Origin of the sequence: Novosphingobium sp. AAP93, assembly GCF_001296055.1 — a bacterium.
In the GTDB taxonomy this organism is placed as follows: domain Bacteria; phylum Pseudomonadota; class Alphaproteobacteria; order Sphingomonadales; family Sphingomonadaceae; genus Novosphingobium.
In genome coordinates this window covers 30,741-42,768 of sequence record NZ_LJHZ01000110.1, presented here as the reverse complement: position 1 = coordinate 42,768, position 12,028 = coordinate 30,741, and the positions used below count along the sequence as shown (strand labels likewise).

At 66.1% G+C, this 12,028-nt stretch carries 12 protein-coding genes; 8 read left to right on the top strand and 4 right to left on the bottom strand.

Annotated elements, in window-relative coordinates; all coding sequences use genetic code 11:
* The first annotated feature begins 5 nt into the window (after window positions 1-5).
* The 3 genes from IP83_RS16895 to IP83_RS16885 are packed head-to-tail and all read left to right on the top strand — an operon-like array spanning window position 6 to window position 3,069.
* Window positions 6-1,490 (top strand): phytoene desaturase, encoded by a 1,485-nt coding sequence (locus IP83_RS16895; RefSeq protein ID WP_054123405.1) that lies wholly within the window; start codon window positions 6-8, stop codon window positions 1,488-1,490.
* A gap of 6 nt (window positions 1,491-1,496) precedes the next feature.
* On the top strand, window positions 1,497-2,078 hold the full coding sequence (locus IP83_RS16890) for a TIGR00730 family Rossman fold protein (protein ID WP_054123404.1): 582 nt from the start codon (window positions 1,497-1,499) through the stop codon (window positions 2,076-2,078).
* Between the two features lie 7 nt (window positions 2,079-2,085).
* Entirely contained in the window at window positions 2,086-3,069 is a 984-nt protein-coding gene (locus IP83_RS16885) for a phytoene/squalene synthase family protein (protein ID WP_369817035.1), read from the top strand.
* Here IP83_RS16885 and crtD read toward each other — a convergent pair.
* Window positions 3,038-4,564: a 1-hydroxycarotenoid 3,4-desaturase CrtD gene (gene crtD, locus IP83_RS16880; protein ID WP_082364798.1), complete on the bottom strand. Its 1,527-nt coding sequence runs from the start codon at window positions 4,562-4,564 to the stop codon at window positions 3,038-3,040. The two genes, IP83_RS16885 and crtD, sit on opposite strands and share 32 nt — an antisense overlap.
* 15 nt (window positions 4,565-4,579) lie before the next feature.
* Window positions 4,580-5,338, bottom strand: coding sequence for a hypothetical protein (locus IP83_RS16875; protein ID WP_054123402.1), 759 nt, complete (start codon window positions 5,336-5,338; stop codon window positions 4,580-4,582).
* A gap of 93 nt (window positions 5,339-5,431) precedes the next feature.
* On the opposite strand from IP83_RS16875, the gene IP83_RS16870 reads away from it, so the two are divergent.
* The 5 genes from IP83_RS16870 (at window position 5,432) to IP83_RS16850 (ending at window position 10,224) form a co-directional block, all read left to right on the top strand.
* Window positions 5,432-6,823 carry a cytochrome P450 gene (locus IP83_RS16870; protein WP_054123401.1) on the top strand — a complete coding sequence of 464 codons (1,392 nt, stop codon included), beginning with the start codon at window positions 5,432-5,434 and terminating at the stop codon, window positions 6,821-6,823.
* A gap of 4 nt (window positions 6,824-6,827) precedes the next feature.
* Window positions 6,828-7,961 carry an ATP-grasp domain-containing protein gene (locus tag IP83_RS16865; RefSeq protein WP_054123400.1) on the top strand — a complete coding sequence of 378 codons (1,134 nt, stop codon included), beginning with the start codon at window positions 6,828-6,830 and terminating at the stop codon, window positions 7,959-7,961.
* Window positions 7,962-8,117: 156 nt separating this feature from the next.
* Window positions 8,118-8,966: a cytochrome b/b6 domain-containing protein gene (locus IP83_RS16860; protein ID WP_054123399.1), complete on the top strand. Its 849-nt coding sequence runs from the start codon at window positions 8,118-8,120 to the stop codon at window positions 8,964-8,966.
* Complete coding sequence (locus IP83_RS16855) at window positions 8,963-9,760, top strand: molybdopterin-binding protein (RefSeq protein ID WP_054123398.1); 798 nt, start codon at window positions 8,963-8,965, stop codon at window positions 9,758-9,760. The genes IP83_RS16860 and IP83_RS16855 overlap by 4 nt, the downstream gene beginning before the upstream one ends.
* Before the next feature lie 59 nt (window positions 9,761-9,819).
* Window positions 9,820-10,224, top strand: a complete 405-nt coding sequence (locus tag IP83_RS16850; RefSeq protein ID WP_054123397.1) for a cytidine deaminase — start codon at window positions 9,820-9,822, stop codon at window positions 10,222-10,224.
* A gap of 27 nt (window positions 10,225-10,251) precedes the next feature.
* Here IP83_RS16850 and IP83_RS16845 read toward each other — a convergent pair whose 3' ends face one another.
* The gene (locus tag IP83_RS16845) at window positions 10,252-11,268 is read right to left on the bottom strand and encodes an aldehyde reductase (RefSeq protein ID WP_054123396.1); all 1,017 of its coding nucleotides are present in this window, start codon (window positions 11,266-11,268) and stop codon (window positions 10,252-10,254) included.
* 12 nt (window positions 11,269-11,280) lie between these two features.
* A complete protein-coding gene (locus IP83_RS16840; RefSeq protein ID WP_054123395.1) occupies window positions 11,281-12,003 on the bottom strand; it encodes an SDR family oxidoreductase in 723 nt (240 codons plus the stop codon).
* Window positions 12,004-12,028 lie beyond the last annotated feature (25 nt).

Genomic DNA, 12,028 nt, shown 5'->3' with positions numbered 1-12,028 from the left:
CCATCATGAAGAAAGTCGCTGTCATCGGGGCCGGTTTCGGCGGACTGGCGCTGGCGATCCGCCTGCAGTCGGCGGGGATCCAGACCACCGTGATCGAGGCGCGCGACAAGCCTGGCGGACGTGCCTACTACTGGGAAAAGGACGGCTTCACCTTTGACGCCGGGCCGACGGTGATCACCGATCCGCCCTGCCTTAACGAACTGTGGGCGCTTTCGGGCCATGAGATTGCCGAGGACGTCGAACTCCTGCCGGTCAAGCCGTTCTACCGGCTGAACTGGGCGGACGGGACGAACTTCGATTACACCAACGACGAGGCGATCCTGAACGCGGAGATCGCCAAGCTCAACCCGCGCGACGTGGCCGGCTATGCCGAGTTCCTGAAGTTTTCGGCCGGCGTGTTCGAGGAAGGGTACGTCAAGCTCGGCTCGGTGCCGTTTCTTGATTTTGCCTCGATGATCAAGTCGGCACCGCCGCTGATCCGCTATCAGGCATGGCGTTCGGTCTATTCGATCGTTTCGAGCTACATCCAGAACGAGAAGCTGCGCGAGGCGTTCAGCTTCCATTCGCTGCTGGTGGGCGGCAACCCGATGACCGCAAGCGCCATGTATGCCCTGATCCACAAGCTGGAAAAAGACGGCGGTGTGTGGTGGGCCAAGGGCGGCACCAACAAGCTGATCGCAGGTATGATGCGGCACTTCGAGCGGCTGGGCGGCACGGTGCGGCTGGGCGATGCGGTTGAGCACATCCAGTCGCTGGGCGACCGGGTGACGGGCGTGCGGACCAAGAGCGGCTGGCAGGAAAACTTCGACGCGGTCGCCTCCAACGCCGACATCGTCCATTCCTATCAGGACCTGATGCCCGACAACGGCCATGCGCAGCGTCGGGCCAAGAGTCTGCAGCGCAAGAAGTTTTCCCCCAGCCTGTTCGTCGTGCACTTCGGCGTGGAAGGCACCTGGCCGGGAATCGCGCATCACATGATCCTGTTCGGACCGCGCTACAAGGGACTGCTTGACGACATCTACAACCACGGCGTGCTGCCGGAGGACTTCTCGATCTACCTGCACCACCCCTCGGTGACCGACCCGAGCATGGCGCCCGAAGGCATGAGCACGTTCTACGCGCTGGTGCCGGTGGCGAACATGGGCAAGCTGCCGGTCGACTGGGACGAAGTGGGCCCGCTGCTCGAAAAGCGCGTGCTCGATGAAGTGGGCCGCCGTCTGATCCCGGACATCCACAGCCGGGTTGTGACGAAATTCCACTATACGCCGAAGGACTTCTCCATCGATCTTTCGGCTCATCAGGGGAGCGCGTTCAGCCTTGAGCCGCTGCTCACGCAATCCGCATATTTCCGCGCGCACAACCGTGACGATGCGATCAAGAACTTCTATCTGGTGGGCGCCGGCACTCATCCGGGTGCGGGCATCCCCGGCGTGGTCGGCAGCGCGAAGGCGACGGCGCGGATCATGATCGAGGACCTGCTGGAAAGGTAAGCGCGCGTGAAACGGCTGGCGGTCTATTGCGGTTCGGCATCGCCGGCGGACCCGCGCTATGTGGCATTGGCGCGCGAAGTCGGCGCTGAGCTGGCGGCGCGCGGCATCGGCGTGGTCTACGGCGGCGGGCGGCTGGGCCTGATGGGCGCGGTCGCCGCAGGAGCGCTGGAAGCGGGCGGCGAAGTGATCGGGGTGATCCCGCGCGCGCTGGCCGAAGCGGAAGTCGCCAATCCCGATTGCACGAGCCTGACGGTGGTCGACACGATGCACCAGCGCAAGCAGGCCTTCACCGACCTTTCGGACGGGTTCCTGACCCTGCCCGGCGGGGTCGGCACGATGGACGAGCTGTGGGAAGCGGTGAGCTGGGCGCAGCTGGGCTATCACTCCAAGCCGGTCGGCCTGCTCAATGCCTTCGGCTTCTACGACAAGCTGCTGGCGTTTCAGGCGCAGATGATCGAGGTGGGCTTCATCCGCCCGGTGCATGGCGGGATTATCCTCGCCGAGCATTCGCTCGATGTGCTGCTGCCGCGCATGGCGGCGCATGTGCCGCACACGCCGATCATCCAGATGTCCGCCAAGGACTTGTGAGGCTGGCGTGACCGACCCTCGCGCCGTGCCGACCGGACCGGACCGCGCTGCCCTTGTTGCCCACGCCCGCGAGACCATCGCGCGAGGGTCCAAAAGCTTCGCCGCCGCCTCGCGCCTGTTCGACCGGACGACGCGCGAGCGGGTGTGGCTGCTCTATGCCTGGTGCCGCGCGTGCGACGACATTGCCGACGAGCAGGACCTCGGCGGGGAACTGGGCAAGACGCCCGGCGCAGCGGCGGACGAGCGGCTGGCACAGATCCGGCGGCTGACCGACCTCGCCGTGGCGGGAATCGCGACGGGCAATCCCAGTTTCGATGCGCTCGGTGTGGTCGCGAAGGAATGCGGACTGACGCGTGCGATGGCCGAGGACGTGATCGACGGCTTTGCGCTCGATGCGGCGGATTGGAGCCCGCGCAGCGAGGCGGACCTGCTGCGCTATTGCTTCCACGTGGCGGGCGCTGTCGGCGTCATGATGGCGGTCGTCATGGGCGTGGCGCCGGACGACGACGACACATTGGACCGCGCCTGCGACCTTGGACTGGCTTTCCAGCTCGGGAATATCGCGCGGGACGTGGCGGAGGATGATCGCGGCGGGCGCTGCTATCTTCCGGCCGAGTGGCTGGCGGAGGCGGATATCCCGCCGGGCGAGCAACTGCGGCCCTGCTACCGCGCGGCTTTGGTCGGCGTGGCGAAGCGGCTCGCGGCGCTCGCGGCGGACTACGAGGCTTCGGCGCGGGTCGGCGCGGCGCGGCTTGGGTTCCGCCAGCGCTGGGCGATTCTGTCCGCTGCGGGCATCTACGGCGCGATTGCGCGCAAAGTGGCGGCGGGCGGCCCGCGCGTGTGGGATGCCCGCGTGTTCACCTCGCGCAACGAAAAGCTTGGCTGGGTGCTGCGCGCCGGACTTCAGACGCTGGGACGGCCTGCGCCCTGCCAGCATCCGCGCTGGTCGCGTACCAGCCTCAAGGCCAGAGCACGTCGGCAGGGAGCATGACCGTGCGGCGGTCGCCGGCAAGGTCGGCGACGAGGCGCGCTGCGGCAATGCGGCCGGACATTGTCGCCATCGGGATGCCCGGACCCGGGTGGACGCTGCCGCCGGCGAGGTAGAGCCCCGGCACTTTGCCTTTCGCTCCGGCCCGCGCGAAGCTGCCCATCATGCCGTGGTTGGCGCGGCCATAGAGCGCGCCGCCGCTGGCTGGGAACAGCGCGTGGAAGCCCGCGGGATCGGTGACCACGGGTTCGTCGACGGCGGTAAGGTCAAGGCCGCAATCCTGCATCAACCCGACGCTGCGGCGAGCGAGATCGGCGAGCTGGGCATCTAGCAGTGGCCCCTTGTCGCCATCAGCCGGTGCGTTGATCAGCGCGAGAAGGCGTTCGGGGGTGCCTGCGGGGTGATTGCTCCCCTCGCCCCTGTCTTGCGCGCACAGGTAGACGGTCGGCGTTTCGGTGATCCGGCGATCCTTGAAGATTGCCTGGAACTCTGCCCCGTAATCCTCTGCAAAGAAGACATTATGGTGCGCAAGGTCAAAGCCCGATGTACGCGCGGCGAGGCACCAGGTGACGGCGGACAGCGAGCGCTTGAGCGGTGCGGTGGCGGGGACCGGGCGGACTTCATCGGTGAGCGCCGAGATGTCGCCGTTGAAGACCACGGCATCGGCCGCAAGGCGTTCACCACCCGCGAGATCGACGCCGGTGACACGCCCACCTTCGACGACGATGCGCTCCATTTCGGTGTTGAAGCGGAACCGGGCGCCGTGCTTTTCAGCGAGGCCCCCGATGGCTCGCGCGACTTCGTGGATGCCACCACGCACAAGCCAGACGCCGTCCTGCTCGACATGCGCGATCAGCATCAGCGTGGCAGGCGCGGCCCAGGGCGAGGAGCCGACATAGGTCGAATAACGCCCGAACAACTGGCGCAGACGGGCATCCTTGAAGTGATCGCCGAGCGCGCCCCACAGCGTGCGCATGGGCACGGTGCGCATCAGCGCAGGGATGCCGAAGGGCCCCAGCCGCGCCACAAGTCCGGGAATCGAAGGACGCTCGGCCGCGATGAAAGAGGCGGCAAGCGTCTTGTAGATATCCGCGCTGCGGGTGCAGAAATCGCGGTAGGCCTTGGCTTCGGCGGCACCGGCGAAGTCTCCGATGGCGTCGGCGGAACGGTCCACGTCGGCGAAGAGATCGAGATTGCCGCCCATTCCTGATCTGGTGGGTCTCCATGCATGGCGGGCCAGCGTCTCTGCGGTGATGAGGCCAAGGTGGTCCTCGAGCCGCTCGCCCGCATCGCCGAACAGGCCATCGAAGATCCAGCGCATGGTGAAGACCGTGGGGCCGGCATCGATGGAAAGACCGCCGCTTTCCACCCGGCGCATCTTGCCGCCGACATGGGCGGCGCGTTCGACGACGGTGACGTCAAGCCCCTGCCGGGCGAGATCGGCGGCGGCGGAAAGGCCGCCCATCCCGGCCCCGACGACAACGACCTTGCGCGCCACGTCCGCCCCCAGCAATCAGTCAGACGACGCAGCGCGGCGGCGGAACTGCGGAATGATGCTGATCCCGGCCTTCATGTCGATGCGGATACGGTGGTAGATGAGGATGATGAGGCCGGTGACGAGCGGCACCGACCACATGGCCGGGTGAAGCGCGAGCGAAGGCATGAGGCGCACCGAGCCGAACGCGAGGAACGCGGTGTAGACCGAGATGCCCGCGCCCACGAGCGCCTTCACATGCTCCTTGAGCCACATGACCGGCGAGGGATTGCGGGAATAGAGGAACACGAGATTGGTGATCCCGGTCGCCATGCCGACGACCGAAATGAGCATCATCAAGGGCTGATGGATGCGCGCGCCGTCCCACGCGCAGACCACGGCGGCGATCATCACCGCAAACTGCAGCGCGATATTGAGCGGGGTTCGGCTGGCCGCGACATTGCGGCGGTTCTGCACGCAGAGCCAGCCGTACCACGCGAGGTTGAGCGTGAGGATCGCGTTGTGGAGCATCATCACGCCGAACATTCCGCGCACGAAATCGGCATCGAACTTGCCTACGAGGTGCGGATGGACCGTCATCGGATCGTAGAGCGTGAACAGGCTCATCGCGAGGGCAAGGCAGCCGGTGATCAGGATAGCCTTGGTGAACACGCGGCCCCACTTGCGGTGATTGACATCACCCTTGCGGCCCACCACCGGTACCCAGAACGCGACCGCGCCGGTCGCCCCGGCGGCGATGTGGGCTGCAATCAGGCAGCGGAACACCAGCAGTTCCATCGCATCCCCCAGGTTCTCGTCGGGACGACTATTTCACTGGACAGGCCTCGTGTAAACATAAGATGACACTGGGGAACTCTTCGGGATCCACACTTGACCCAGAATGCCGCCTATCGCCCGCCGCGCCCCAACTCGCTGGGGGCTGTCATGGCGCTGCTGCGCGTGGCGCTGCGGGGGGACGGCGATCTGCTCAGCCTGCTGCCGGCAAGCGCCTATCGCTGCGATGTCGGGCCGCTGGGCTATTCGCGGCGGTCGATCCTGATTGTGAACAGGCCGGATGAAGTTCGCCGTGTACTCTCTGATCCCGAAGGAATTTTCCCCAAGAGTGACCTGATGGTCGACGCGCTGGCGCCGCTCATCGGCGATTCGATCTTCGTCTCCTCCGGCGAGGTGTGGCAGCGGCAGCGGCGGATGATCGATCCCGCCTTCACGATGATGCGGGTGAACCGGGCGTTCCCGGCGATGCAGGAAGGCGCGGAGGCCTGCGAGGAGACGCTGGCGGCGCGCGCGGCGGATGGCGGGGCGTTTTCGCTCGATCTGACGATGAGCCACCTGACCGCGGATATCATCTGCCGCACGGTGTTCAGCACGGGTCTGGAAACGGGCGCCGCGCACGACGTGTTCGATGCCTTCACCGTGTTCGAGCACAGCGTGGCGCAAGTCGAGATCCGGCGGCTGATCATGGACCCGGCGTGGACTCCGGTGCCGCAGAAGGACTTTGTGCTTGAGGCCTGTCGGCGCATTCGTGGGCATCTCGGCGATCTGCTCGATACGCATGTGGGGCCGAACGGCGAGAACTTCGACGATATCGCCGCTGCCGTGATCGCGGCGCGGGACGATTTCACGCGGACGGCGTTCACGCGCGAGGAGCTGATCGACCAGCTGGGGGTGCTGTTCCTGGCAGGGCATGAGACGAGCGCGAGCGCGCTGACCTGGGCGTTCTATCTGCTGGCCATGCAGCCCGAGCTCGTAGCCCGGGTGCGGCGCGAAATCCGCGAAGTGGCGGGCGAGGATGGGCCTATCGGGTTCGAGGAGACCAAACATCTGCTGACCGTGCGCAACGTGTTTCGCGAGACCTTGCGGCTCTATCCGCCGATCACGTTCCTGCCGCGCGTGGCGACCGAGGCGACCACGATCGGGGGCAAGCGGGTCAAGCGCGGGGCGCTGGTGATGGTGGCGCCGTGGGTGCTGCACCGGCACAAGCGGTTCTGGAAGGACCCCGACGTGTTCGATCCCGACCGCTTCCTGCCCGCGCGGGAGAGTGAGCTGACGCCGGGGGCCTATATTCCCTTCGGTCAGGGGCCGCGCGTCTGCGCCGGGGCGGCCTTTGCGCTGACCGAGGCGGTGCTGCTGATCGCGCGGCTGTTTCGCCGGTTCGATTTCCATATCGAGGATGCGGGCGCTGTCCGCCCGGCGGCGCGGCTGACCACACGACCGGCGAAGCAAGTGATGGTCCGGGTGTCGCCAGTGCCCCTTGGAGCGTGACGTCATGACGACGATCCTGCTCACATTGGGGCGGCTGCCCAAGGCGCTCGATCTGGCGCGGGGGTTCGCCAAGGCGGGGTGCCGGGTGCTGGTGGCCGAGCCTTATGGCTGGACGCTGGCGGGTGCATCGCGGCACGTGGCGCGCGAGTTCAAGGTGCCGCCGCCGGTGAAGGGCAAGACGGCCTATCTGGCCGCGCTGGCGGAGATCGTGCGGCGCGAGGGTGTCGACCTCGTCGTGCCGGTCTCGGAAGAGACGATGCATGTCGCCCATCTGGCGGGGATGCTGCCGGAGGGCGCTGCGCTGTTCACGATGCCGCCGGAGCAGGTGCTGGCGCTGCATGACAAGGCGCGGTTCGTGGAGACAGCGGCGGCGATGGGGCTGGCGGTGCCGGTGAGCGCGCCGCTTGGCTCAGCCGAGGCGGAGGCCCTCGCGCGGAGCGGACCGGTGGTGGTGAAGCCGGTGTTCTCATGCTCGGGCAATGGCCTTTCGATCCTGCGCGGCGGGGAGCCGCTGCCGCCGGCCGATCCGGGCGCGCCCGCGGTGGTGCAGCAGTTTGTCGAAGGGCGCGAACACAGCACCTGCACCATCGCGCAAGGCGGGCGCGTGGTGGCGACGATGGTCTATCGCGGGGCGGTGATGTCGGGCTCGGTCGCGGTGGCGTTCGAGCGGGTGGACGTGCCGGCGATCAGTGCGTGGGTTGAACGGTTCGTGGCGGAAATCGGCTGGAGCGGGTTCATTTCGTTCGATTTCATCATCGATGCGGATGGCGTGCCCCATGCCATCGAATGCAATCCGCGCGCGACAAGCGGGGTGCATTTCTGGGAGGGCGAGGACATCGCCCGCGCGGTGCTCGAGCCCGGCTGGCAGGGCCCGGTTCGGGTACGACGGCACCGGACGCTGCAGCAGTTCTACGCCTGCCTGACCGAGACGCAGGGCGCCATGCTGCGGGGCAAGGGATTCTGGCCGAGCCTGAAGAGCCTGGTCATCACGCGTGACGTCAGCTGGGAGTGGCGCGACCCATGGCCGTTCCTCAGCATGATCGGCACCTCGTGGCCGATTATCTGGCAATCGATCACCAAGGGCGCTCGCTTTGGCGAGGTCGCGACGCAGGATGTGGGGTGGTACGAGGGCCAATAGGGGGGCCAATACGGGGGTCAATACGGGGGCTGACGGATTTTTTTCCACGTGATGTAACAATTTGCGCGTTTGGTCCGAAGTGGTGTTCGCGGCGCTTGCGCTTCCGGCCGGGAAGCGCATGCTCGCCGTGTGCGCACAGCTTGGCGGAGCGGGACAATGGCGACACAATTTGCAGAAGGCGGGGCCGAAGGCTCTGCCGGGCGGGCGGAGGCCGATGCCTCGCCGCTGATCTACCGAACGAAACTTCCGGTGCGGATCTGGCACTGGGTCAATGCCCTCAGCATATTCGTGATGCTGATGAGCGGGATGATGATCTTCAATGCGCATCCGCGGCTTTACTGGGGCGTCTATGGCGCAAACCTCGATCATCCCTGGCTTGTGATCAGCCACCGCGGGACGAGCGGCTTCGTGCAGATCGGCGGCTTCGAGATCGCGACGACAGGCTTCCTCGGCTATGCGCAGGGCGTCGCCTATGCCTTCCCGCCGCTGGTGACGATCCCTTCGACCTACAGCCTCGCGGATGCGCGGCAATGGCACTTCGCGTTTGCCTGGGTGCTGCTGATCAGCGCGACGCTGTTCATGACGTATAACTTTATTTCCGGGCACTTGCGGCGCGATCTTGCGCTGAAGCGTGAAGAGCGTAGCCTCTCGCACCTCTGGCATGACATCAAGGAACACGCACGGCTGCGCTTCCCCACCGGCGAAGCGGCACGGGCCTACAATCCGCTGCAGAAGATCGCCTATCTCGGCGTGCTCTTCGTGCTGATCCCGGTCGTGATCCTGACCGGCTGCACGATGTCGCCCACGCTGAACGCCGCGTTTCCGTGGCTCGCGGAGTTGTTTGGCGGGCGACCCTCGGCGCGCTCGATCCACTTCCTCTGCGCATTCGGGTTCGCGCTGTTCATCGCGGTGCATCTGCTGGCGGTTGTGCTAGCCGGGCCCTTCAACGAGCTTCGGTCGATCATCACGGGCTGGTATCGTCTGCCGAAGGAGCGTTCGAAATGAGCAACGAAAAGACCTCCGGCCTGATCCTGCCGGCCGAACGCCCCTCCTCGCTCGTTACGCGGCGCAACGCGTTGATCGGCGGAGCGGGCCTCCTTCTGGCCGGCTGCGACCAGATCAACGCCTCGCCGTCGGTGAAGTCGTTCCTCAGCCTTGGCGAGAAGGCGACGCATGGCGCGCAGCGTCTCGTAACGAACCGGAATGCGCTGGCGCAGGAGTTCAGCCGGTCCGAAATGTCGCCGGTGTTCCGCCAGAACGGCAACCAGAACCCCAACACGAGCGAGTACAACGCGCTGGCGGCGAACAAGTTTGCCGACTGGACGCTGAGCGTGGACGGCATGGTGGCGCATCCGCTGCGGATCAGCCTGGCCCAAATGATGGCGGCGCCCCGGCGCACGCAGATCACCCGGCACGACTGCGTCGAAGGCTGGAGCGCGATCGGCGAATGGTCGGGCGTGCCGCTGGGACTGATCCTGAAGCGCGCGGGCATGTCGAGCAACGCCAAGTACGTGGTGTTCCATTGCGCCGACAGCACGGGCGGCATCCCATACTACGAGAGCATCGACATGATCGATGCCTTCCACCCGCAGACGATCCTGGCGACGCACATGAACGGCGAGCTGCTGACGGTGGGCCACGGCGCGCCGCTGCGGCTGCGTGTCGAGCGGCAGCTGGGCTACAAGCAGGCGAAGTACGTGATGCGCGTCGAGGCCGTCTCGTCGCTGGCGGGTATCCATGGCGGCGGCGGTGGCTATTGGGAAGATCACCGCGGATATCAGTGGTTTGCGGGGATCTAGTCGCGACGGCAATCGGGGAGAGCTTGTAACGGCATCGATGCCGGTGCAAGCTCCAGACCGTGGAAGTCGATCAAGCCCTCGTCGATAGCATCATCGCATTCATCGCCCGGCGCTTTCCGGGCGACGAGTCTGAAGGCGCAGCCGGTATGTACACCGCCTCGGGTCGGCTCATATTGAGCACCGCGCCAGACACTCTAAACGATGCGGTTTCGTTATGTCACGAAACCGGCTGCCTCTGCGAAGCATACACTTTGGACGATCCGGTTACTGCCAGTGCCTGCGTTTATCGCGAAGCGACCGATCGTTACGTGATCCTGGCCCCATGCGGGGTCTGTCAGGAGCGTCTCTTCCTTTATGGGCCCGACGTCTCCATAGCGGTCGCCAGAAAGGACGATCCGACTGAGTGGACTAAGGTCAAGCTGGGAGAGCTACAACCGCACTATTGGCGAGGCGCGCTCGAATAATCCCTCGGGCTGGTTGCACGATCATCCTCAGACCTTCACAACGCCTTGCTGGATCAGGCTTTTCGCGCAGTCGACGATGGAGTCGGCGGGGTCTCGGGTCTTCCAGCCGAGGCGTTCGAGGGCGTGGGCGGCGCTGGCGTCGCGCACGTTGCCGAGTTCGCCGACGACTTGCTTGACCACGGGATTGAACTTCGCGCCAAGACGGACGAGCCAGTCCGGCAGGCCGCGGGTGGGCACCTTGCGCGCTTCGAGCGGCATTTTCGCCCGCAGGATGGCGGCGACGTCCTTCATCTTGAGGAAGGGGCCGGAGGCGATGAAGCGCTCGCCGTCGAGGCCGGGTTCGGTCAACGCGCGGACGTGGAGATCGGCGAGATCGCGCACGTCGACGATCCCGAAGCCAAGATCGGGGCAGCCGGGGAGCGCGCCGGACATCAGCTGGTTGATGATCTCGATCGAGGCGGAGAAGTCCTTCGACCAGACCGGGCCGAGCACCGCGGCAGGATTGATCGAGAGGAACTCCATGCCTGAGCCGTCCGTGGCCATCCAGTCGCGCGCGGCGCGTTCGGCGATGGTCTTGGACTTCACGTAGGCATAGGCGTCCTTGCTCTCGACATTGGTCCAGTCCGCCTCGGTGAAGTGGTGGGTACCCTTGCCATGGCCATAGGCGATGGCGGCGACCGAGGAGGTCTGGACGAAGCGCGTGACCCCGGCGGCCTTGGCGAAGCGCAGCGCGCGTAGCACGCCCTCGCGTGCGGGGATGATGAGATCATCCTCGTTACGTGGCGGAATGTTGGAGAGCGGCGAGGCGACATGGGCGACATGGCTGCAGCCGTCCATGGCCTCGGCCCAGCCTGCGTCGGTCGTGAGATCGGCGGCGAAGAACTTGAGCGTCTCGGGCGTGCCGCCGAGCAGCGGGCGCAGTTCGGCCTCGCGCTTCAGGCTGCGCACCGTGGTGTGGACCGTCCAGCCCTCGGCGAGAAGCTGCTGGATGATGAAGCCGGCGATATAGCCGCTGCCGCCGGAGACGAGGACTGTCTTGCTCATGGTGAACTCCCTTCAGAAACGGAGCATGATGGAACGGGCGAGCGCGGGCGAGAGCGAATAGACCGCGCGCAGGACCTTCACCATGCCGACATTGGCTTCGTTGGCGCCGCTTTCCATCGCGGCGATGATCTGGCGCGCGCATTCTTCGGGCGCGAGCTTGTTGCTGCCGCGCCCGGCGGTCATCGCGGTATCGACGAGCGGCGGAAGCGCTTCGAGCACGTGAACACCGGTGCCCTTGAGCTGTTCGCGCAAGGCCATCGTATAGCTGCGCAGCGCGGCCTTGGTGGCGCAATAGAGCGGCGAGCCGGCATTGGGCGCGATGGCGAGTCCTGAGGTCACGTTGACGATCATCGCTTCGGAGCGGCTGCGCAATACGGGCATCAGGCGGCCGATCAGCCGGATCGGCGCGTGGACATTGAGCCAGAGCGTGCGCTCGTCATCGGCCTCGACCGGCGGCGCTTCGCGGAAATCGTGTGCGGTGCCCATGCCGGCGTTGTTGATCAGCACATCGATGGGGCGTCCGCCAAGGCCGGCGAGCAAGGCTTCGACGCCCTCCGGCCCGGCCAAGTCCGCCGTGATCACTTCGAAGCCTTCCGCCTGCGCGGCGGCGATGCGCTCGGGCGTTCGTCCCGTAACGATAAGCTGCGCCCCCTTGTCGCGCAGCTGGCGGGCAAGGCGCAGGCCGATACCGTCGGTCCCGCCGGTGAGAAGGATGGTCTTGCCTTGCAGCTTCACGCGGTACTCCCCGTGGTGTTTCCGG

Bases quoted from the DNA above. Each gene is read 5' to 3' on its own strand.
- IP83_RS16895 (WP_054123405.1), top strand. From the start codon at position 6: ATGAAGAAAGTCGCTGTCATCGGGGCCGGTTTCGGCGGACTGGCGCTG.
- IP83_RS16875 (WP_054123402.1), bottom strand. From the start codon at position 5,338: ATGGAACTGCTGGTGTTCCGCTGCCTGATTGCAGCCCACATCGCCGCC.
- IP83_RS16865 (WP_054123400.1), top strand. From the start codon at position 6,828: ATGACGACGATCCTGCTCACATTGGGGCGGCTGCCCAAGGCGCTCGAT.
- IP83_RS16860 (WP_054123399.1), top strand. From the start codon at position 8,118: ATGGCGACACAATTTGCAGAAGGCGGGGCCGAAGGCTCTGCCGGGCGG.
- IP83_RS16855 (WP_054123398.1), top strand. From the start codon at position 8,963: ATGAGCAACGAAAAGACCTCCGGCCTGATCCTGCCGGCCGAACGCCCC.
- IP83_RS16845 (WP_054123396.1), bottom strand. From the start codon at position 11,268: ATGAGCAAGACAGTCCTCGTCTCCGGCGGCAGCGGCTATATCGCCGGC.